This window comes from Winogradskyella arenosi (assembly GCF_003337305.1).
GTDB classification, from domain to species: domain Bacteria; phylum Bacteroidota; class Bacteroidia; order Flavobacteriales; family Flavobacteriaceae; genus Winogradskyella; species Winogradskyella arenosi.
In genome coordinates this window covers 148,532-171,706 of the sequence record NZ_QPJO01000003.1, presented here as the reverse complement: position 1 = coordinate 171,706, position 23,175 = coordinate 148,532, and the positions used below count along the sequence as shown (strand labels likewise).

24 protein-coding genes are annotated in these 23,175 nt (G+C 31.3%); 23 read left to right on the top strand and 1 reads right to left on the bottom strand.

Annotated features, from left to right (window positions below):
• Positions 1 to 19 precede the first annotated feature (19 nt).
• From DFQ08_RS09815 to DFQ08_RS09780, 8 genes are all read left to right on the top strand, one after another.
• The gene (locus tag DFQ08_RS09815) at positions 20 to 1,810 is read left to right on the top strand and encodes a cytochrome-c peroxidase (RefSeq protein WP_114310177.1); all 1,791 of its coding nucleotides are present in this window, start codon (positions 20 to 22) and stop codon (positions 1,808 to 1,810) included.
• Between the two features lie 428 nt (positions 1,811 to 2,238).
• Positions 2,239 to 3,831: a sensor histidine kinase gene (locus DFQ08_RS09810; RefSeq protein WP_147269464.1), complete on the top strand. Its 1,593-nt coding sequence runs from the start codon at positions 2,239 to 2,241 to the stop codon at positions 3,829 to 3,831.
• A 1-nt stretch (position 3,832) separates the two neighbouring features.
• Positions 3,833 to 4,498 (top strand): DNA-binding response regulator, encoded by a 666-nt coding sequence (locus DFQ08_RS09805; RefSeq protein WP_114309847.1) that lies wholly within the window; start codon positions 3,833 to 3,835, stop codon positions 4,496 to 4,498.
• Between the two features lie 399 nt (positions 4,499 to 4,897).
• Positions 4,898 to 5,257, top strand: coding sequence for a DUF6567 family protein (locus DFQ08_RS09800; protein ID WP_114309846.1), 360 nt, complete (start codon positions 4,898 to 4,900; stop codon positions 5,255 to 5,257).
• 596 nt (positions 5,258 to 5,853) lie between these two features.
• Positions 5,854 to 6,906: a T9SS type A sorting domain-containing protein gene (locus DFQ08_RS09795; RefSeq protein WP_114309845.1), complete on the top strand. Its 1,053-nt coding sequence runs from the start codon at positions 5,854 to 5,856 to the stop codon at positions 6,904 to 6,906.
• A gap of 202 nt (positions 6,907 to 7,108) precedes the next feature.
• Complete coding sequence (locus DFQ08_RS09790) at positions 7,109 to 7,753, top strand: hypothetical protein (RefSeq protein WP_114309844.1); 645 nt, start codon at positions 7,109 to 7,111, stop codon at positions 7,751 to 7,753.
• Positions 7,754 to 7,940: 187 nt separating this feature from the next.
• Positions 7,941 to 8,528 (top strand): hypothetical protein, encoded by a 588-nt coding sequence (locus DFQ08_RS09785; RefSeq protein WP_245935410.1) that lies wholly within the window; start codon positions 7,941 to 7,943, stop codon positions 8,526 to 8,528.
• A gap of 2,132 nt (positions 8,529 to 10,660) precedes the next feature.
• A complete protein-coding gene (locus tag DFQ08_RS09780; protein WP_114309842.1) occupies positions 10,661 to 12,307 on the top strand; it encodes a hypothetical protein in 1,647 nt (548 codons plus the stop codon).
• A gap of 238 nt (positions 12,308 to 12,545) precedes the next feature.
• Here the strand turns inward: DFQ08_RS09780 and DFQ08_RS09775 are convergent, their stop codons facing one another.
• On the bottom strand, positions 12,546 to 13,238 hold the full coding sequence (locus DFQ08_RS09775; RefSeq protein ID WP_114309841.1) for a hypothetical protein: 693 nt from the start codon (positions 13,236 to 13,238) through the stop codon (positions 12,546 to 12,548).
• A gap of 352 nt (positions 13,239 to 13,590) precedes the next feature.
• Here DFQ08_RS09775 and DFQ08_RS16180 point away from each other — a divergent pair, with 352 nt between their 5' ends.
• From DFQ08_RS16180 to DFQ08_RS16265, 15 genes are all read left to right on the top strand, one after another.
• Entirely contained in the window at positions 13,591 to 13,758 is a 168-nt protein-coding gene (locus tag DFQ08_RS16180) for a hypothetical protein (RefSeq protein WP_181858404.1), read from the top strand.
• Positions 13,759 to 14,138: 380 nt separating this feature from the next.
• Positions 14,139 to 14,804: a hypothetical protein gene (locus tag DFQ08_RS09770; RefSeq protein WP_114309840.1), complete on the top strand. Its 666-nt coding sequence runs from the start codon at positions 14,139 to 14,141 to the stop codon at positions 14,802 to 14,804.
• Positions 14,805 to 14,819: 15 nt separating this feature from the next.
• Positions 14,820 to 15,215 carry a hypothetical protein gene (locus DFQ08_RS09765; protein ID WP_114309839.1) on the top strand — a complete coding sequence of 132 codons (396 nt, stop codon included), beginning with the start codon at positions 14,820 to 14,822 and terminating at the stop codon, positions 15,213 to 15,215.
• 5 nt (positions 15,216 to 15,220) lie between these two features.
• Positions 15,221 to 15,667 (top strand): molecular chaperone DnaJ, encoded by a 447-nt coding sequence (locus DFQ08_RS09760; protein ID WP_114309838.1) that lies wholly within the window; start codon positions 15,221 to 15,223, stop codon positions 15,665 to 15,667.
• Between the two features lie 4 nt (positions 15,668 to 15,671).
• The gene (locus tag DFQ08_RS09755) at positions 15,672 to 15,875 is read left to right on the top strand and encodes a hypothetical protein (RefSeq protein WP_114309837.1); all 204 of its coding nucleotides are present in this window, start codon (positions 15,672 to 15,674) and stop codon (positions 15,873 to 15,875) included.
• Positions 15,876 to 15,907: 32 nt separating this feature from the next.
• Positions 15,908 to 16,219, top strand: a complete 312-nt coding sequence (locus DFQ08_RS09750; RefSeq protein WP_220235584.1) for an HNH endonuclease — start codon at positions 15,908 to 15,910, stop codon at positions 16,217 to 16,219.
• 3 nt (positions 16,220 to 16,222) lie between these two features.
• Positions 16,223 to 16,750 carry a hypothetical protein gene (locus DFQ08_RS09745; protein WP_114309836.1) on the top strand — a complete coding sequence of 176 codons (528 nt, stop codon included), beginning with the start codon at positions 16,223 to 16,225 and terminating at the stop codon, positions 16,748 to 16,750.
• Positions 16,743 to 17,741: a DUF4407 domain-containing protein gene (locus tag DFQ08_RS09740; protein ID WP_114309835.1), complete on the top strand. Its 999-nt coding sequence runs from the start codon at positions 16,743 to 16,745 to the stop codon at positions 17,739 to 17,741. Before DFQ08_RS09745 ends, DFQ08_RS09740 begins: the two co-directional genes overlap by 8 nt.
• A gap of 167 nt (positions 17,742 to 17,908) precedes the next feature.
• Positions 17,909 to 18,391, top strand: a complete 483-nt coding sequence (locus DFQ08_RS09735; RefSeq protein WP_114309834.1) for a thermonuclease family protein — start codon at positions 17,909 to 17,911, stop codon at positions 18,389 to 18,391.
• Positions 18,391 to 18,759, top strand: coding sequence for a hypothetical protein (locus tag DFQ08_RS16175; RefSeq protein WP_181858391.1), 369 nt, complete (start codon positions 18,391 to 18,393; stop codon positions 18,757 to 18,759). The genes DFQ08_RS09735 and DFQ08_RS16175 overlap by 1 nt, the downstream gene beginning before the upstream one ends.
• Before the next feature lie 137 nt (positions 18,760 to 18,896).
• Entirely contained in the window at positions 18,897 to 19,445 is a 549-nt protein-coding gene (locus DFQ08_RS09725; protein WP_114309833.1) for a hypothetical protein, read from the top strand.
• A 239-nt stretch (positions 19,446 to 19,684) separates the two neighbouring features.
• Positions 19,685 to 20,062, top strand: coding sequence for a PH domain-containing protein (locus tag DFQ08_RS09720; RefSeq protein ID WP_114309832.1), 378 nt, complete (start codon positions 19,685 to 19,687; stop codon positions 20,060 to 20,062).
• Between the two features lie 39 nt (positions 20,063 to 20,101).
• Positions 20,102 to 20,338 (top strand): HTH-like domain-containing protein, encoded by a 237-nt coding sequence (locus DFQ08_RS09715; protein ID WP_114309831.1) that lies wholly within the window; start codon positions 20,102 to 20,104, stop codon positions 20,336 to 20,338.
• A complete protein-coding gene (locus DFQ08_RS09710) occupies positions 20,339 to 21,901 on the top strand; it encodes a type I restriction-modification system subunit M (protein WP_114309830.1) in 1,563 nt (520 codons plus the stop codon).
• Complete coding sequence (locus DFQ08_RS16265) at positions 21,891 to 23,174, top strand: restriction endonuclease subunit S (RefSeq protein WP_220235583.1); 1,284 nt, start codon at positions 21,891 to 21,893, stop codon at positions 23,172 to 23,174. The genes DFQ08_RS09710 and DFQ08_RS16265 overlap by 11 nt, the downstream gene beginning before the upstream one ends.
• Position 23,175 lies beyond the last annotated feature (1 nt).

Below are 23,175 nucleotides of genomic sequence, written 5' to 3'. Positions count from 1 at the left end.
CATGAATAAGAACTTATTTATGAAAGCTAAGACATATACATTTTGTATATGTCTTTTGCTTTTCATTACGGTATCCTGTAAAAAGCAGTTAGAACCTGTAACGGAAGCTACCACCGATAAAAAAATCGCTTCCTTTTACCATACGGAACTAGAACAATGTATTGCATTTTTAGATTCCATTTCAACCTCTAAAAACACAGCGGAACGCATTGCTTACTATAAACAAGCACGCCAACATTTTAAAGCCATGGAGCCTATTTTGGCAGCTATAGATAAGAATAATTTTAAATCCTTAAATGCGCCAAACATCTTACAAGTTCAAGAAGAGGACTTAACGGATGTTAAAATTAGAAATCCATTTGGTTTTCAGGTAATTGAAGAGTTGTTGCATGAAGAAGAACGTGAAGCTGAGGTATTACAGAATGCTATAACCGTGACTTCCGATCGTTTAAAATTGTTGCAACGTAATACACACATTAAGTTGAAAGATTATCATCTTATTTGGTTAATTAGAGATCAAATTTTAAGAACAGCAGCAACGGGGATTACAGGATTTGATTCTCCTGTTTTAGGACAAGCTTTAACAGAAAGTCAATATACTACCCAAACTCTTATCACCTTACTAGAGCTATGTAAAGATAAGTTTAATACAGTTGAAATTTATGATGATTTAAGAGCGTCCTTTAAAAATGGAATTGTGGCTCTAAATGCCGATTTTGATACTTTTGATCGTTTCAGTTTTATTAAAAATTATACCGATCCGCAATTAAAATTATTGGTCAAGACTCAAGACGATTGGCAGGTTAATTTCCCGTTTGAAATGGCTGTTTCTAACACCGCGACTTCTTTTTTTGGTGCCCATACACTGAATGTGCTGTATTTTTCAGACTATAAAAGCGATACGCTGCACCTAAAACAAAAAGAAGCATTTGGGAAAGCGCTATTTAATGACGATCGATTATCTAGAAATAAGGATATGGCCTGTGCAAGTTGCCATATAGAAGAAAAAGCGTTTACGGATGGTAGAAAGACTTTTGATGCCAGACAGGTCAGAAATTCACCAACACTGACCTACAGCGCATATCAGCAATCTTTTTTTATGGACGGCCGTGCCGGAAGTTTAGAAGGGCAGGTTGTAGGTGTGGCTGAAAATCATAATGAATTTAATTTACCTATGGATTCTATTGTGAACCGTGTTTTAAAGCATGAGGCCTACAAAAAGACGATCGATAGTTTATATGGGAGTAAGCGTGTGGAGTTAAATATTAGACATGCCATTGCAAGTTATGTGCGGAGTTTAAATGCTTTCAACTCTAAATTTGATAGAAATATAGAGGGAGTTGAAACCTCTTTAACGACTGAAGAAAAGCAAGGCTTTAATTTGTTTATGGGAAAGGCAGCCTGTGCCACGTGTCACTTTCCACCATTATTTAATGGTACGGTTCCGCCGCATTATAATGATACCGAAGTAGAACTCCTTGGTGTACCCGAAACTAAGGATACGGTTAACGCAATAATTAGTGACGATCTAGGGCGTTATAATGTTTTTAAAACCGATCAGCGGAAGCACTTTTTTAAAACCCCTACGGTTAGAAATAGTGAGGTTACCGGACCTTACATGCATAATGGCGTGTATACTAGCTTAGAAGAGGTGGTCAATTTTTATAATCGTGGCGGAGGTCAAGGAATCGGCATTCATGAAGAATTTCAAACCTTACCTTTTGATGCCTTAAATCTAACTAAAGCGGAACAAGCGAGTCTAGTCGCTTTTATGAAAACCCTAACCGATGCTGATTTTGTAGAGGAATAAGTCTGCAGTAAGTAGGTTTTATACAGAAGAACTTATCGCTTCATATCACGTTATTCAGGTGGTATGAAGCGTTTTTGTTTTTTTGAAGCCTTTTTCGTTAGAATTAAACTAAAGCGAGCGTTTTATTTATTTTGAAGACAAACAGCCCCAGGGCTAAATGAAGCGGACATGGAATAAAGGTGCACGACTTTAGTTTGTAGCTCCTTATATTTTGAAGAAGGTTTCGTTATAGTACATAGATAACATTTAGAATTTTTTAAAAACGTGATGTTTCTAAAATTTCAATAAATATCATGTCATGATTCAAGGCCCTAAATTGTTATCAATACAAATAAAGGTATTAATTTAGTTCTATGAACGTTACCATAAAAAGACCTTACCTTTTTTGTATTATATATTGTATAATCGTTGTGCAAACATTACATTTTGTGCAAGGACAAACAAAAAAAGACAGTTTAGCATATTATTCTCATATCGCTTTAAGTCCACAAAGTCCAAATGACTTGGATAAGGCGTATCAATTTTTTACGGCGCATTATAGTAAAGCAAAAAAGGAAAATAAAAAAATACTTATTCTCAATGATTTATATTACTTATCAAGTCTTAATCATAAAAAAGGCGCTTATGAGGCTAGTGAAAACCATGCCTTAGCAGCCATTAAAATTTTAGATTCGAGTCCAAGCTCGGATTATAACACGCAACTTAGAAAAAGTTTATATACACTTCTTGGTATTCTATATTACGAACAGCGAAACAATCCTAAAGCTTTAGAACTCTATGATAGGGTTTTAGAAATTACAACAAATGCTAGAGATAGTGCTGTTGTTTATAATAACATTTCCAACATCTATAAAAGAGATGAAGATTACGAAAATACTAAAGCTCAGTTGGTAAAAGCTTATGCCCTTATTCCTAGATTAAAGGATACGCTTACTATAGCGCGAATTGAAGACAATTTAGGGTTTGTCTATGCGCTTTTAAACAATAGGAAGAAGGATTTACCTTTAATGAAGTCTGCTTTAAACTATAGAGAGCTGGCAAAAGATACCCTTTCACTTTACACAAGCCATTCACATTTAGCCCAATATTATTATGATGTAGATAGTTTACAGAAAGCTTCCCATCATGCTTTAAAAGCTAAGGAATTTGCAGCGCATATTAACTCACCTATGTATAAGCATGATGCTTTGGGGATGCTCACTAAATTAAGTTCGGATACTCACGCTAAGGCCTATAAAAAATTAAATGACAGTCTTACTAAAGCCGATAAAGAGCGTGCAAGTAAAGATGCTTTTATGAAGTATGATAATGCTGAGTTCAAAAGAAAAGCTTTAGAAAGTCAGTTAAAAGAAGCACAACAGCGAACGCAATCAATTATTGCTATCATTGTTGCGGCTTCAATAGCATTAATAGCGGTACTGATTTATTTCATCTTAAAATCGAAACATAAAAAAGAAAAGTTACAGCAAGTCTATGATGCTGAATCTAGAATATCGAAACAAATACACGATGAGGTGGCTAATGATGTTTTTCAATTTATGACAAAATTAGAAAGTGAAGCCTTGTCAAATGAGCATCTTATTGATGAGTTGCAAGACATTTATAGTAAAACCAGAGACATTTCAAAAGAGTATAGTTTTATTGAAGGGGAAGGCGTCTTTGCAGATACGATAAAAGATTTAGTACTAAGTTTTAGCGATACCTCAGTGCGTGTCTTAGATAAAGGACGATCCGATATTGCCTGGGAGACCTTTTCAAAAATGAAAAGAACAACAGTTTATAAGGTGTTGCAAGAATTGCTTATTAATATGAAAAAACACAGTCAAGCCTCCATTGCGGTATTAACTTTTGCGAAAGACGGAAGGAAAACCATCATTACTTACTCTGATAATGGGGTAGGAAGTGACTTAAATAAAAGTAATGGTTTACAGAATGTGGAAAACCGTATTGAATCCTTAAATGGATCAATTACTTTTGAAACCGAACGGAATAAAGGGTTTAAAACAAAAATTGTGATATAGCATGTTTAAAAAGGTTTTAATTGTAGATGATCATGATGCCATAAGCAAAAGTGTTCAGCAGGTTTTAACAGCCTGTAAGGTAAAAACTACCGATGTGGTTCAGTATTGTGATGACGCTTTTTTAAAAGTAAAACGTGCGGCCTTAGATGATGTAGATTACGATTTAGTAATAACCGATCTGTCTTTTAAGAAAGATCATAGAAATGCCAACTTCGAGTCTGGAGAAGACTTAATTGCAGCGTTGCGAAGAGATTTTTCTCAACTGCCAATAATTGTGTATTCCATGAAAGATCAATTACAAAAAGTACGGCAGTTGGTTAATCAGTATCATGTTAATGCCTATGTGTGCAAGGACAGAAAAGGGTCTATTCAATTAGAGGAAGCCATTAAAACCGTAGCACAAAAACAACGCTACCTATCACCGCAAGTGGCGCAAGCGGTACAACAGAAAAACGATTTAGAAATCTATGATTACGATATACAATTGCTGAAATTATTGTCGCAAGGCTTATCGCAAGACGAGATTAGTCAGAATTTTAAAGCCAACGGAATAAGCCCCAATAGCTTAAGTACCATAGAAAAAAAAATAAATAAGCTTAAAGACCAATTTAAAGCCAATAATGCTATACATCTAGTAGCCCTTGTCAAAGATTTGGGTTTGATATAGCTAAAAAAACTTAACATTAATAGAGATTCACACTGTTTATAATATGGGGTTGTAGGGGATTTTATATTATTACTAAAACAGTGATTTAAGGCAACTAGAAATAGTTGCCTTTTTTTGTTTTTAATTTTTTTTAGAGTTTTTAAGAAGCATTATGGTTTTCCGTAAGAAACGTCAAAAAGGCCTTCGTACCTTTGAGAGGTATATTATTAGTTAATAATATGAATTCTTAGGGGGAATAGGGGAGTGCACATGTAACAATGTGCACTTTTTTTGTTTAAGATTTTGCTTACGGATTCCCGTAAGGAAGTCTTAGGGATTGCTATTAAGTTCGTTCTGTAAAGTCGGAATAAGCTGAAAACAGACGTTAAACAGGAGTAAGTGATCTATAAAATTTTCAACATGAAAAGAATAATAATGTTATTAATTGTGGCCTCAACTCTTTTTACTAGCTGTGCTGCCCATTATGGTTTACCTCAAAATTACAATCAAAACACTACTGAAGTCGTATTAACAAAAAATAACTTTAAGGTGGTTAAAATCGTTAAAGGAGAAGCGTCAGCTACTTATATTTTTGGTATCGGAGGTTTATCTAAAAATGGTTTAGTTGCTGAAGCTAAAGCAAAAATGCTACAATCTGCAGGTATGGAAGGAGCGTCTAGAACGGTCGTTAATGAAATTGTCGAAGTCAAGTCTAGTGGCTTTTTATTTGTCAATAAATATAAAGTAATTGTTTCAGGGCAGATTATTGAATTTCTCTAAAATTTGCTACTTATTATAGTTTAAGCTTAGCCTTACGGATTCTTGTAAGGTTTTGTTTTTTTAGGGTTTAAGTATGGGGAGTTAAAATTTATCAATAAACATTATTTAATATCAAAATTAAAATCTTAAAAACCTTAAAACTATAAGGTAACGTGCTAAGCGTTTAATAAATAGATTTTTAAGTAGATAGTTTGGCTGTGTTATAAATACAGATGTTATAGCGCTACTTTGTATAAGTAAACTGAATTATAAATATGCTTTTTTATGTCAATTATAAAATTATTGATACGGAAGGTTTAGTTAAAAATGTAGGGGATTTATGTGATTTAGTGTAAACATTATGGGCTGTTAATATCGTAAGAGTAAAAGGCAAAACTATAATTTTAAGTTGTGAATACTTAATGGTTTATGGAGACTTAAGTATAATAATCTGATCAACTTTTCTTTTCTATCTCTAATGGTTAAATTACAGGTTGAAACTCGATAGAAATCATAAGTAAAAAAGGTTAGATTTGCGGTATAGGACTCATGAACGTTACGATGTAACGAGTAGGCAAACATTAAAACCAATATTAACAATTAAATTGACATAACTAATGAAAAAAAATTACATTCTAATCTTAATTATTTTATTATTTACAATCAGCACCGAAGCGCAAAATGTAACAGACGTTGTTACAGGATTAAATAATCCTTGGGGACTTTTATTAAACGGTAATGATCTTTATATTTCCGAAGTGGATGGTGATAAAATTTCAAAAATTGATATTACGGAAACAACACCAACAATAACAAACATTATTACAGGTGTTGACAATCCTAGAGGACTGGTATTAAACGGAGATGATCTTTATGTGGCTCGATTGTTTGAAGATAAAATTTCAAAAATTGATATTACAGCGGCAACCCCAACGGCAACAGATGTTGTTACAGGTCTAAACGGAGCAGGTGGACTTGCATTAAATGGGAATAACCTTTATGTTTCTACATATTATGCCAATAAGATTTCAATCATTGATATTACAGCAACAACACCAACAGCAATAGACGTTGTTACAGGATTAAGTGGTCCTTCTGGACTTTTATTAAATGGAAACGATCTTTATATTGCTCAATATGGTGGTAATAAGATTTCAAAAATTGATATTACAGCAACAACGCCAACGGTAACAGATGTCGTTACAGGGTTAAACAATCCTTCCGGAATTGCGCTATATGGGAATGATCTTTATATTGCTGAGCGTGGAGGTAATAAGGTTTCAAAAATTGATATTACAGCAGTAACGCCAACGGTAACAGATGTTGTTACAGGATTAATTGGGCCTGAAGGACTTATTTTTAATGGGACTGATCTTTATATTGCTGAACGAGATGGTAATAAAATCTCAAAATTTACGCTATCCACTTTATCAACTGGTAATGTGAATTTTAATAAAACAATTAGCTTGTACCCTAATCCATCAATTAATTTTCTTCAAATTTCAGGATTGTTAGAAACACAGCATTACGAAATTTACAATAGTTTAGGAAATGAAGTTAAAAATGGGAGCATTTCTAATCAAGAAAAAATTAATACACAAAATTTAACAAAAGGAATTTATTTTTTAAAATTTGATAATGGAAGTACTTTCAAATTTTTAAAAGAATAAAACACAACGTTTGCTAACAAGAGATCTTAAAAATAGCAGTTAAGTTTAAACTTCAATGTCTTTACTTTTCTGCTATTTTTATTTTTAAACGGATAAGAATTACAATTATAGTCTGCTACTTTCCATCATACACAAAACCCTTAAATTTATAGAATAGCACTTATAAAAGTTATAATGAAACGAGTTGTAGCGCATTTCAGAAATGAAAAACACATTAACAAAGAGAACATTTAAAACACCATTAGCAACGATTTCTTGTGCTCTAAAATCAAACTTCTCATTTATTGAAACTCAAAATGCTGGACACTATGAAAATGGAATTTATGAAAAGTTTAAACCCTCTGCAGTCGACATTGATCTAATTCAATTTAAAGTAAAACAACCCAATTATCTTGGAGAAACAATGTCTGATTCTAAATGTTGGATTTGGAGAATTACAAAAGTTAAAAACATATTTGAAAATCTTGAAATCAAAGTTTCTGTTTCTAATTACCTTAAAAATGTTGAATTTGACTTTGCCAATGGCGAAAATTTAGATGCTTTCGAAATCAACAATGACCAATGGAAATTACACCTCAGAACAGAAGATGGAGAAATATTGAATAATAGAGCTGAAAATACTGATTGGTTTCCAACTCGACTTTTAAATACAAAAAAACATTGGCAAGAAATAATCGATTTAAACGAGTCCTCAATCCAAACAAATGTTCCTGAATTAAAAACTGGAGAAAAAATTCATTTGCAATATTTGAGTGCTTACCAAAACTATAATACTAAAACTATAAACACATGGTTGGCTGTCAACGAAAATACATCGGAACTTGAAAAATGGATTGGAATAAAATAAGAAAACGCACTACATCACCGTGAATAATTTATTCCTAATACAAGCCTACTTACAAAAATCCTAGAGGATGTTCTATTCCGTTTTATTAACTAACTTCAGGACTTAAACCAAGCAACAAGCCATATACAAACACATTGCCACACCTTTGATAAAAATAGTCTACATAACATTAATATTCGGAATTTTAATGTCTTGCAACCAAAAAGAGAAACCAAAACAGAGGGGTGATGGACCACGTGAGATTTACGAATATCCAACTGACCGAGAATTTAAAATGCAAACTGGAGAGTTAATCAAACTTGAAACAACAGACTTAAATTTTAAGCAGATAACCAATAGAATTAGTTCTTTTCAAGAAGAAACTTATGGACAACTGAAAGTAGAGTTTGTAGATGAAAAATTAAAAAAGCGTGTACTACCTTACGTCTATGACGAAGGGTTAATAAAACAAAAGAATGTTTTACGAATAAAATCTGACTCAATTTTAATTGATGATGGATATTCAATCAATAAACTGAAACGAATTTTAAAGCGGCACTATCTAAACAAAGGTGAAATTCCTTATTATTCCGATTCACCTAGAAAAGCACTAGTGGAAGTAACATTAGATACAAGTAAAAACGGAAAGGAACTTAAAGCGCTGCTAACAACACTAACAAGAACATTTGACGAGATAAAAGAAGAAATAAATGACACTATTGAGTTAAGGGTTTTCTTTGATTATTTAAGACAAACTTCAACACCAATGCCACCTAAAATGAACGAAGAAGAATAAGAAATGGAATAAAAACTGTTGCCAGCACCGTATAGAACTAATGGCTAGTTCGGGACTACTTACAAAAAGCCTATCAGATTTTCTATTCAGTTTTTTTTTGCTAAATTAGAGGCTAAAACACACCACCAAACACACATAATCACGTTGCTTTGCCCTTGAGAAGCATCATATAGAAATAGAAAATATAGCAGATAAAACCCTTAATTGATTTTGCTAATCTGAATTTGGAAAACCTAAAATCGAACATTGTAAATCGCTCTTAAGGAGTTTGTTTATGCATCGGTAATTAAAAATAAGACATAATGAGGAAAAGAACTTTTGACATCATTTTTATCATTTTATCAACAGCAATTTTAATAGTGTTATCTGAATATGAAATTTTAGAAAAATATATTGCTTTTTCAATAATTCCCATACTAATTGCCTATTTCTTGGGACAATACTCCGAAAGAAAATTTAGAAATTAAAAAAATTGATGGATTGAAATAGCGGTTTTTAAAAAAGCAAATTTAATTGTTTTCCATAAATTCTCACTAACAAGTTACAAACCCAAACTTGCCAAGGAATGGTATTAACCTCTATATATCTCCAGTTATGGAATGGATCTGGTAATGATTATCCTTACAATAGACTTGATATTTCAATATCAATTCCAATAATCTATTTTCAATATCCTTTATTAAATTTAAAGAATAATTGGATTTATAAATCTTTGATTTTTTATATAAGCCTGTTTATATTTCTTTTCATACCGGGAATGGTAATGGCTTGAGATGAAGAAGTAGGCAATAATAAAGCCGGAACCTGGCTCTCAAGATTTTATTCTGAATTAAGAGTGAATTTCTTCGGTCAAATTTTTGGCGGATTTTTAAGATTTCGTATCCTTCTACTAACAAACTTTTCACTGAAAGAAAACCTGTTTTACAACAAAATAAAAAACAGTCCAATATAGCATATAAGGTATGGCTAGGTTAGCATCTTCTTATAAAAATCGATGTCATCGATAGAGTGTTTACCTAGAAAAAAATGATTCGCATATTAAAATACTAAACATAATTTCTACCGAGAACACGGTAATTGCTTTTAAGGGACATAGCAACGATCCTAAATCGTACTCAACAAAAAATACCCTCAATCTCCAATGAGCTACGCTTTAATGCACATATACATATGCACACTTTTTTGCATAGGGTTTAGCTTACGGATTACCGTAATAAAACCTTAGTAATTCGTATTAAGTTCGTCGTCTATAGTCGGAACATGCATTGCATCAGATTAAAAGTGCAAATAACAGACAACCATAAAAAAAAGTCCAGCACTTTCGTACCAGACTTTAAATTTCTGTAGCGAGAACGAGATTTGAACTCGTGACCTCTGGGTTATGAATTTCAATCAAAAGTTTTTTAAATTTTTAAACTATTGATTTACAGATGATTGAAAACCCGCTATGTTCTTTATAGTGTACAAAACCATGTTCGGTTTTATGTTCACTTTTTGTTAGTAATTTTCTTTAATCAAATTTAGAAAAATTTTTGAATTTTTATGGTTTTCAAAATAGATTTTTTCGCTAAAGTCTTTCTATTGTTGACCTTATTCGTAGTCATTAAATAATAGCATAAATGTATTTTTTGACTACAATCTGCCTTCATTTTAAAACTTTAGATAGCAATCGTGTTCACAAAAACAGTAAAATGGGCTAAATTTTTAAATTTTTCAGGAGGGGAATGTGCTCTAATGTCAATGATAGTAAGGGTTTTGAGCGTTTATGAAATTTTGCCTAAAAATGCCTCAAAACTCGAAAAGCTAAAATAGCCTAAAATATAGGGGTTTTTTGGGTGCGATATTTAGGTGATTTTAGACGGTATTTTATTAATTATTTTGAATACTATTCGGATATTAAAATCAACAGTTTTAGTTTTATTGGTCTTGTTTTTAGCGTTTAATAGTTGAATTTGACCTTTTAACTAATATTTAGTTCTATCCTTAATTATATATTCTAACTTAAAGTCAATCCCTTAAGCGTCAGTCCCAAAGATGCAAAATATGGTACTTACTCAGAATAGCTTAACACGTTTAGAAGATGAAGTGTGGCTATCCTATATGTAATTAATATTAATTAAACCAACCATATTATGAAAACTAAATTATTAATTATTACGCTTTTATTCTTTATTACATCCAATGCTCAAAAGTTTAGTCAATCCATAAATCCAAAAATTTTTAAAAATTTAAAACATAACGACAAATCGGGTAAAGAAGCTAATATAGAATTTACTCATGACTATATTATTGAAGTAAGTATTACAGACTATAAATATTACCAGGTAGATCTAATTTCTTCAAATGATCAAACAGAGTCCTTTACACTCTATCCTTTATCATTAGATTTATTTGAAACTAAATTTAAGAATCATTTTTCTAAACTTGTTTTAAAAGCGGAGGGTGAAAATGTAACTTCAGATTCGGGTTATGACTCTTTGCAAATATCTACGTTATTCGCGCGATTAGTTACAGCAGAGAGAACTGAAGAGGATAAACCTATAGTGGCTAAAATTAAATTGAAAAAAAACATTCCCTTTGTTTTACCTATAAATAATGATGATGATGATGATGATGATGATGATGATCCAAGGGTAACAGGTATTGTTTCGGATTGTAAATTAGAGCTTACATTTTATAATGGTTTCATAGAAAAAGTCGAACTTGAGGGTATTGTTAAAGAAAGAAGGGTAAGATTTACAAATACACATTCAATTGGTATTTCTTCTTCCAATGGAATTAAAAGATTTGATGAACATACGATATTCAGTTTTTTCGAATATAAATGGGAAAACAACGGATTGAAACGGGATTCTAGCGGTAAGTTTATAGAAATAAACTTCGCTGATATTATTGATTACGATAGAGAGATTGATATTAATGCTAATGATATAAGTCCCAAACCAACACTACTTAAGTTAGACCTAGTGCAAGATTCTACAGTTTTATATAAAGAGGATAGTACAAAATTATTTGAAGCGATTGTGTTTTCTGATTTTATGGGAGTTTTTGATGAAGAAAATCCAAATGGTATTATTCAAACTGAATTATCTAAAAAGTTTTATATCAATACAGATAGGAAGTCTGTGAGTAATGTTGCTAATTGGTTATTATTACCTATTTATCCTCCTGCATTTTTCGCTGAAGGTATAGGAGTATTAGAATACTTGGATGTTAAAGTTAAATTATCGAAAATTGAAGAGAATAATAAGTTCTTAGCCCGCGATACTTTGGGCGGAGATTTATTTTATCAACCCTTAAAAATAATACAGTACGAAACTTTTTCAATTGGTGCTGATTTGAATTTAATCTATTTAGAAAATCAAAATAAAAAGGTAAATACGAATTTGGATATCGGTCTACGCTATGGTAGAAGTGGTTTGGAATTAAATGAAGTAGAAACAGACTTTTTTAATACAATTTCAACTTCACTTCTTCTTAATCTTGAATTCAAGCCAGAAAAAAGATATGGATTTAATGCTAGTAATAGAGTAACTTATTTTGAGATTTATAATGATGACGCACTTACTATAAATTCCATACATAATGAAGAACTTATAAATATGAAACACTGGTATAACACTTCTAAATTAGAGTTCTATGTGAATACATCTAATACAGGTAAATTATTTATTAGGTATATTTTTATTACTCAATTAGACGATTGGGATAATAATTTTTCTCAGTTTCAGTTTGGCTATTCATTTTTTATACTAAGACAAAATGGGAGTTTGAATTAGACAAACTAATAACACGTTTTGTTATTTGAAATTGCAAATTAAATTTTTGTAAAATAGTTGGTCTTGTGCCATTAAATAAAATCAGAAAGAAATGAAAATTATTTTCTCCACAATTCTTTGCCTCTTAATATGACTATAATGTTTTCTATTTATACTTTATTGAGTGATTCTGATTAGAAGATAGTCATAATTTAATATGCACTAACTTTTAGTGTTTTTTATTTTTTGAAGTGAATTTTTATTTACAGATGTATTTGTTGATCATGTAATTGGTTATCGGTTTAAGTGTTTTTCCTGTTTCTGGATGTAGACCGAGGCTCGTAAAATACTCTATTTTTTTTGCTTTATTCTTCCCGTACCATAATCTAACACCTCCGAGTTTATCAAAGAATAAATAGTCACAAGTAGGGGTGATTTTTTTAAATAATTTGATGCGTTCTTCTTTATAAACTTTAATTTGATTTAAGTGGTGTTTATCAACCTCAAATTGTACTTCTACATATTGATTTTCATTCCAAACCATCCAACGTTGTCTCGTAGTATAATGATATATTATAAAGCCAATAACCAGAAATAATAACAATAGTAAGAATAATTTAGGCTTATAAAATAATTTTGGTTTTGTAGATTTTGACTCAAGATTTGAATGGTCTGGCTTTACAGGTGGTTTATTTTTTTCTATAAAATCTAAATAATCGCTATAGCCTAAATAATGGCTTAACGCAACTTCTACATGTTTTTTTAAGCGAATTTCTTCTTCAGAATTATGAATTATTTTATTGTAATTATCACGTAGTATACGTTCACCATACGGAGCTTTACTATCTTCTAAAATAAAATCAGATAGTAATTGTGCCCTTGGTGATACGCTTTCTGTTTTAATTTCTTCTTCTGCTTTTTCAAAAGCTTTTATAAGTAATTGTTTATGCATTTTATTGATTTAAAATGGTTTAAAGTTAATAATTCATAATGGAATTAATGTGGAATTTCTTTTCCAGATTCTTTCCAGAGTATTTCCATTGTCTCCTAAATAAAACCCATTCATTTGCTTCAGAATTGATAACCGTCTCACTCGTAATGAGACTTACGAATAGCAATTCTATAATGAAGTCGTCATGTAAATAGCCGCAATATTTGGGAAGGTAATGCGCTTTTTATATCCCGATTTCATACTTCCCTTAATAGAGGTTTCTACCTCAAAAACAGTCTGTTTAGCAGTCCAATAATATCTCTGAGAATTTCTCGGACAGCAACACTATTGTTCAATTTTAACACAAAGCAAAATGAAAAAAATATATGTTATAATACTTACGGTTTTCCTTAATTCTGTTTTTTTATCATGTAATCCAGAAAGTATGGTTGAAGATGTAGCACCACAAGCCTGTTGTGGTGAAAATGGAGAAATACCACCTCCTCCGCCGCCAACAACACCTCCAACAACATCTCCGTAATGTCAAATAATGGTGAGTAGCTCTTACTAAGAGTGAATACTTTAGAGGAATGAAATCAATTGATATGTCATTCCTCTTTTTTATTCAATTGAGGATTCCCGTAAGGATTTGATTTTTAATGAGTATAAGTTTGTATCAATCTAAAACCATGTCTAGTATTAGTAGTAAATAAAATAGACAAGTAAATAGGGAGTGGTGTTCATGAAATTAGTTATGAGTACCCTCTGAAATTAGAAATTAGAATTTTTCTAAATGCTTGGACGATTATATAGAATTTTCGTGTCGATAAAATAAAATTAATGGTTTCTATTATTATACTAAATAATTCATATTCAACAAAATAAATATACAGCCTTTTTTTAATCTTAATAATTAACGTAATGAAAACTAAACTACTACTTCTACTAATAATAATATTTTCTGCTTCTTGCTCATCTCCACTAGATAGAAAATTTAATGAAAATACAGCTAAACAAGATATACAAGAATTAAAGGCCAAAATGGATTCAACAGACTTTTCCTTAATGACAGGAAATATGATGAGACTTAAATTTCAAGGAGAAACATTGGAAGATATGACTTATTCAGAAATATTAGAAGATGGAAAGAAATGGAAATCAGCTCAAGAAAAAATTGAATTAGAGCAAAAAGAGTTAGCGGCTAAGGCATTGAGAATTGAAAATGAAAAAATAAAACGATTATCTGAATCTGTTTTGGTCTCTTGTTTCTCAAAGGGCTTTACAAAATACAGTTACGAGGATTATATCACTTACAAATTTATTATTCAAAACAAATCTAATAAGAATATAAGGGCAATAAAAGGCTCAATAACGTTCACGAATTTATTTGATGAAGATATAAAGTCACTGAACCTCGTTTATGATCAACCAATTAACGCTGGGGCTGAAGTTACTTATAATGCCCAAACAGATTACAATCAATTTACAGATAGTGATAAGGCATTGCGAAATAAGGATTTAAAGGATCTAAAGGTTGTATGGAAGCCAGAAAAAATAATTTTTGAAGATGGTACTCTTTTAGAATAAATAATTAGTGAAAAGATGTGGTATAAAATAATAGAAATAACTGAATGGTTTGGCGAGGTGGCAGAACGCTACAGATTAGTGAAGGATTTTAATAGGGCAGCTAAATATGCTTTCATCCAAGGAACTGCGCCTACACTATTAGAGGCAAAAATTACAAGAGGAGAAAGTACATATAAGCATGCATTTTCAAAATGGATGGCGAGTGGTTTTAGGATAAAAGCGCTTTCGGGTAGACCATTGGAGAGAGGTGAGTTAGTAGAGATTGGACGTGTTATTTTGGATAACGAAGAATTAACTAGAAAGTTAATTACGTTAGGATGGGATACTTTGGAGGTTCATTCAAATAAAGGTTATAATGGTGTTAAGTGGGCTTTAAAAGAGTTTGCTAAAATTGGTGGTTTCTTAAATTAGTAATTATGATAGTTAGTTTAATTCAAATTAAAAAGGATAGTGCATTATCAAAATCTATTGCAGAAGGGACAGAGGTGACTGCGTCAAATATTGATTTATCTATTTCGATATGGTTTTGGTTAGCAATTATTGAATGCATAATTATAATTTACCTTGTTTTTAAATTAAAAAAGAGAAACGTCAACCTTGACTTTGCAGATATATCAAAAGACAAATTAAATTCTGTAAAATCATCAAGTATCGATATGGGAAATGTGATGAATAGTATTAATAGTTCTAGAGGATTATATAAGAATTTAAGTAGGCTTTGTCATCCAGATAGATTTATTAATTCTGAAAAGCAGGAATTAGCAGAATCGATTTTTCAAGAAATAACCAAACACAAACGAAATTTTCAAAAGCTTTCCGAATTAAAGCAAAGAGCAAAAGAAGAGCTAGAAATTAAAATGTAATAAAATGGAAGGAGCAGTTGTTATTATTCAATTGGGATTAAGAGTTGTAGGCATGATAGTATGTGCAAACAAAGCAACAGAATTAAATAGAAGTTCAGGTGGTTGGGGTTTTTTCGGATTTGTATCACCAATTATTGCGATGATTTGGATTCATTGTATGAAACCTATTACTCTTTGGGATGAGAACGTTGATTTAAATAATAATTAGATATTTAGTTTATTAATGATAATCTGAAAATTTTGAGATATAAAATTCAAAAAGAAAAAAAAACTAATCTAATTAATGGAAATCATGGGTCTTACGGAGCCTTGTTATTTGATAAACGATGGAGAGATAAAAGGTTGCGTATAATAGCAAGAGATGAAGGTGTCTGTCGAGTTTGTAAGAATGCTGAAAACCTAGAAGTTCATCATAGGCAATATCATTTTTTTTCAAAAAACAGAAAATTCAAAAAGCCATGGGCATATAAAGATGATTTGCTAATAACTCTTTGTAAAAATTGTCATCAAAAAGGGCATCAATTATATAAAGTGCCAATTAAATATATTTAATTTATGGGATTATTTAGTTTTTTTAATAAAAAAAACAGTGAGCGGACTTCTAATATTCCGTCAAAAGAATTATTCATTGAAGAAAATGATGTTGAGGATGTACCTGCTTCAAATATATCATCAATGATTAATTTAGAAATGATTTATAAGCATGCTGCTACTGATTTCGAAAATAATGGATATGATGATGCTATTATAAATCCTGATTTATCGTACAGCAAGGATAATTTAAAGCTCTTAAAATATGATTTGCAGATTATGATTAAAAGAGCTTTTAGATCCTATGAAGACTATAAAAAAGACCTTAATTTTCATATACAATCTAGACAAAGTGCAGGATTGATAGATACAGTGAAACTACTAGAATCTCAACTCACTAAAGTTGATGAAGCAATTAATGAATTGAACAATATTGAAAAGGAATTTAATGAAGGAATTGGTTTGGTTGAAAGAATTAGTTTGTCATATCAACGAGGGTTTTCACGAGGATTGGCAGCAATGTCAGACGAAATTTTAGAAAGAAATGTTTAAAAATTGGTGGTTAAAATTTGGATGTTTTTTATGTGGATATAATTATCCTTTAATAAAATCTTGCAGTGAAGCGAGTAAAAAATCTGTAAAGAAATATACGGCAGCTTTATTGATAATTATGATTTTGTGGGCCTTAATTGGTTTTTTGTTTACGCGTGAGTATGTACAATTAAATTTTTTAGGAGCAACTGTTGCAGCGTTAGTTATGGTTGTTATTATTATACAAGTAGAACGGCAAATTATTTTAGGAAGTAAAAGTAAAGCGGCGGCTGTATTTAGAGTATTAATAGGTATAATAATGGCAGTATTAGGTTCTGTTATTATAGATCAAATTTTATTTAAAGAAGATGTTGAGAAACATAAAATTTTCTCGGTAGAAAATGAAGTGGAAGTAATTTTGCCGCAAAGAACAAATGAAATAAACAATCAAGTTGTACAATTGGATAGTGTTATTGCGGATAAGGAAAATGAACGGCAATTATTAATAGAAGAAATTACAAAACAACCAACAATAAAAATTCCGACAAGCACTACTAAAAGAACCCCGTCAAAGGTAGAAACTACGGAAATAATTTCTGGAGAAGCCGTTACAAGACTAAAGGATACAACATTAATTGAGCGAACCTATACAGCTTCATCCATACCTAATCCCAAAGCTGAATTTTTACCAACAATTGATGGACAAATTGAAAATCTTCGAATTAACAGAAATGAACTTTCTCAGCAACTAATAAATATGAGATCGGGTTTAAGGGAGGAATTAATGCAAAAGAAAGGGTTTTTAGATGAGATAGAAGTAATGTTCGAAATTATCACTACTTCTAACGTCTCACTTGGGGTTTGGTTACTTTGGTTTTTCTTTTTTTTAGCGATAGAACTTTTTGTGTTAATGTCCAAATATGGGGATAAAGAAAATGATTATGATATAACAATTGAGCATCAGAAGGATATGAGAATTAAAGCAATTAATGCATTGGTTAAAGAAAACTGATTTGATTATTTATCAGCGACTCATAGACTTTTAAAAATCATAAAATGATTCTATCAAATAAAATGAGTTGTAAAAAATGTAAATTAGTTAAGAGGTAAAATTTTCGTTAATTCTTATAATTAGAAAGCCTAAAACGTTAGTTTTAAAAACTTATAATATTATAATTAATGAAATCAAGAATTATTATAATTATTTTACTGTCTTGTTTTACTATTAATGCTCAAAGCATATTATATGGCAAAGTAACAGCAATCACAGACGGTGATACGTTTAAACTTTTACAAAAAGATTCTACTTTAATTAGAGTCCGTTTAGCAAATATAGATTGCCCAGAGCGAAAACAGCCGTTCTCTAAACGCGCAAAACAATTTGCTTCAGATGCTGTTTTTGGCAAAAATATAGAGATTGTAGTGTTAAATAAAGATCGTTATGGCAGGTATATAGCCAATGTTATTTACGATGTAGATAAAAATCTCAGTGAAGAGTTGCTAAAAGCAGGATATGCCTGGCACTATGTAAGGTATTCTAATGATTCTACATTACAAGATATAGAAGATAAAGCGCGTAAAATTAAAATAGGGCTTTGGGGAGACCCAAATGCTATTGCGCCATGGAGTTGGAGGAGTAATAAAAAAAAGAAAGCTAAATAATGAAACAGTTAAAGCTTTTATTATTTTTTCTAACGTTGGCATTTAGTTCTGTCACGTTAGCTCAAGCCGTATATACAACGCAAACGGGAGAGAAGTATCATAAAAGCAATTGCCAATACCTCAAGCATTCTAAAAAAGAGATAGATTTAAAAAAAGCGATTAGTTTAGGATATATAGCATGTAAGATATGTAAGCCAATAGCTAACAATAGTCAAGGATCAGCTTCAAAAGCTAAAATTATAACATCTAAAGTAAAAACTAATTCTTCAAAAAAGACCATTGCCACTCAATGTACAGCGAAAACGCAAGCAGGTAAACGTTGTAAACGAAAAACTAAAAATAGCAGTGGTAGATGCTATCAACATTAAACTTTTGTTATTACGGAATACCGTATGGATTACTGTACTTGCAACTATAATTTACTTGTCTAATAGGTAATTACAATGTAATTATAGTTTTCCATTAATTGATTGATTTTTATAAAACCAATTTAAAAACAAAAAAAATGAAAAAATTTTTAACAATTCTAGCATTAATGATAACGACATTTAGTTTTTCTCAGAACCTTAAGGAAAAGGTAGAGAAAGAAGAAACAAAAATGGAGAAATTTGCTTCTCGAACAGGGGTTATTACAAAATTTACAGATACTAATTTAACGGACTTGAAAACTAATTATACAGTTGCTACTACTAGAATAAGGAAACTAAATAGTGGGAATGAAATTAGTTATTTTTATCAAATAGAAAAACCTGGTAAATATGGAAATTCAACGGCATCTATTGAATATTCAGATTTATTAGAAGTTATAAAAGCTTTTAATAGCTTAAAACTAGAAGTAGAAACTGATATTCAGCTAAGTCCTGATTATTTAGAAAATAAATTTATCACTGAGGATGGGTTTCAATTGGGGTATTTTGTAAATAAAAGTAAAGCCACCTGGTATATTAAATTAGAAAAGTATGGGGCAGATAAAACCTTATTTATAAAAAATTTAGAAGCAATTCAAGCCAATTTTAATGAAGCTAAACTTAAAATTGAAGAATTAAAAAGCTAAATGATTACTTTTATAGCGGTCAGTAGATAGTTACCTATACGCGTGTTCAAATTTTACCTAAATGTTTGGTTGAGCGAAGTCGAAACCTGTTTTGGTTATGCGATTAGTTCTCGACTGCGCTCGAACAGACAACGATATTTGTTTTGTAGCTCTAACTACCAACATATGACATGTTTCCTAAACAACTACGTAACGATTGACCTTTATATTTTTAATTTCAATATACCAACAAAAAAACTATGGGACTACTGAACAAAATACTTGGCAACGCAAGCCAAGCTTCAACCGAACAATTAACTACAAAATACGGACGCTTATTAACCGATAATGAGCAAATAGAACTCGGTTTTAAATTGTTTAGAGACGTGTTTATGTTTACTAATAAGCGTTTAATACTTATAGACGTGCAAGGGATTACAGGAAGTAAAGTAGAGTACAAGTCTATGCCATACAAAAGCATTTCTCGGTTCTCTTTAGAAACCTCAGGAACCTTTGATTTAGATGCCGAACTCAAAATTTGGATTTCCAGTGAGAATAGCCCATCGGTAAGCAAAAAGTTTAATAAAAGTATCGATGTGTACGAAGTACAAAAGTATTTAGCTGAAAAAGTGATGTAATACAACTATTTTGAAACTAATAACCCAAAACTAATAACAATGACAATTAACGAGCTAGGAACAGCATTAGGAAATCTCTATCACAATGCACAAGAAGGAGAAGCCGTTGCGATGATTCATCTTTTTGGTATCAAATATGCCAAAGAAATTAAAGAAGGTAGATATAATAAAAAAGAAATAGCTAAAGCAGCTAAAATGCCAGAATCTTATGGTACAGAAATAAGTAAAGGTGTTAAATTAGCACAATACGTTACTGTAAAAGAAAAGATAAGATAAATGGCTAAAAAAGCAACCACCAAAAAAACAAAATCTATAGAAGAAACCCTTTGGGATTCAGCAAATAAACTAAGAGGAACGGTAGAAAGCTCAGAATACAAACACGTCGTTCTAGGTTTAATATTCCTAAAATTCGCTAGTGATAAATTCCAGAAACGTCGTCAAGAGCTCATAGACGATGGCAAAGAACGGTTTGTAGATATGGTAGAATTTTATGCGCAAGACAATGTATTCTATTTAACCGAAGAGTCCCGTTGGAGCTATATCATTGCCAATGCCAAACAAGATGATATTGCATTAAAGATAGATACCGCTTTATATACTGTAGAAAAAAACAATCCATCGCTTAAAGGTGCATTGCCAGACAACTACTTTTCTCGTTTAAATATGGACGTGAGTAAACTAGCCGCTTTACTAGATACCATAAACAATATAGACACTTTAAAAGACCAACAACAAGATATTGTTGGGCGTGTGTACGAGTACTTTTTAAGCAAATTTGCCATTGCAGAAGGAAAAGGAAAAGGCGAATTCTACACACCTAAAAGTATTGTAAACCTTATAGCAGAGTTAATAGAACCTTATAAAGGTAAAATTTACGATCCTGCTTGTGGTTCTGGTGGTATGTTTGTACAGTCTATGAAATTTATAGACAGCCACAATGGTAATAAAAAAGACGTTTCTATTTATGGGCAAGAATACACAGCAACAACCTATAAGTTAGCAAAAATGAACCTTGCCATACGTGGTATAGCTGCCAATTTGGGCGATGTGCCAGCAGATACCTTTGCCAAAGACCAACACCCAGATTTAAAGGCAGATTATATTATGGCAAATCCACCGTTTAACCAAAAGGATTGGAGAGCAGCAGACGAGTTATTAGACGACCCACGTTGGCGAGGCTACGAAGTACCACAAACCGGAAACGCCAATTATGGTTGGATACTAAATATGGTGTCTAAACTCTCAGACAATGGTGTTGCAGGTTTTATACTAGCCAATGGTGCTTTATCTGGTGGAGGAACCGAATACGAGATACGTAAAAAACTGATTGAAAATAAGTTGGTAGAAGCTATTCTAATTTTACCACGTAACTTGTTTTATACCACAGATATTTCGGTAACGCTTTGGATTATAAATAATAATAAAAAAGAACGTCAAGTTAAACTGAATGATGTAGAAAAAAACTACAGAAACAGAGAAGACGAAATCTTGTTTATGGATTTAAGACAGACAGGAATTCCTTTTGAGAAGAAATATACTCAGTTTTCAGAAGATAATATTAGTGATATAAGTGAAACCTATCACAAATGGCAACAAGTTGAAAGCGATTATAAAGATATTCCAGAGTTTTGCTATTCTGCTTCTTTAGAAGAGGTGCGTAAAAAAGATTACTCTTTAGTACCAAGTAAATACGTTGAGTTTGTCAACCGAGACGAAAACATCAATTTTGATGAGAAGATGAAAAGTTTACAGACCGAATTTGCAGAGCTTTTAAAAGAAGAAGCACAATCTAAAACTGAATTGCTAAACGTGTTTAAAAATTTAGGGTATGAATTGTGAAATCAGCGAAGCTAAATTAAACTATAAACGTTTAGGTGATTACATTCAGGTAGTTAATATTAGAAACAAAAATCTTGAAGTTGAAACACTTTTAGGTGTTAGTATAAAAAAAGTATTAATGCCTTCTATCGCCAACACTGTGGGTACAGATATGTCTCGTTATAAAATTATTGAGAAAAATCAATTTGCTTATGGGCCTGTAACCTCTAGAAATGGCGACAAAATTTCTATTGCACTTTTAGAAGAATACGATAAAGCATTAGTCTCTCAAGCTTATACCGTTTTTGAAATTATAGATGATGAATTATTAAATGCCGAATATTTAATGATGTGGTTTAGACGACCAGAATTTGACCGTTATGCACGTTTCAAATCGCATGGGAGCGCCAGAGAAACTTTTGATTGGGAAGAATTAGAAGAAACAGAACTACCCATCCCATCCATAGAAAAACAACGTGAATTAGTAGCAGAATACAACACCATTGTAAACCGTATAAAACTAAACGAAACCCTAAACCAAAAACTAGAAGACACCGCACAAGCCTTGTATAAACATTGGTTTGTGGATTTTGAGTTTCCTAATGCAGAAGGCAAACCATATAAATCCTCTGGTGGAGAAATGATTTATAATGAGGAGTTGGATATGGAGATTCCTGAGATTTTTGTAGTGAGTGATTTAGGCAGTCTGCTAGATAACAAAGGTTATATAAGAGGCCCATTTGGATCAGCATTGAAAGTTGCAGATATGAGAGATTCTGGTATACCTGTTTATGAACAACAACATGTTTTGGATGAACATAGAAATTTCCGTTATTATGTTGATAAGGATAAATTTAAGTCACTTGAAAGATTCTCAGTAAAAGCAAATGATATTTTAATTAGTTGTTCTGGAGTTAATTTAGGTAAATTATCATACGTTAAAACTACAGATCCAATAGGTATTATAAATCAAGCTCTTTTAATATTAAGAGTTGACTCTTCAATAATAAGTCCAATTTGTATTAAATATTTTTTAAGTTCAAAAGAAGGTAAACGTTTACTTATTGGCGAATCAGGTGGTAGTGCAATACCAAACATAGCCAAAAGAGAAGTAATACAAGCAATCCCTTTTTTATTGCCAAATTATAAAACTAGAGAATTGCTAGAATCTAACCTTTTAGTAATAACTAAAAAGACAGAATTAATTAATAAAGAAATTGATTTGTTGGTTGAAACTAAAAATATAATTCTTTCCAAAATGTCAAAAGTAGACACCAAAACAGTAAAAGTTTAAA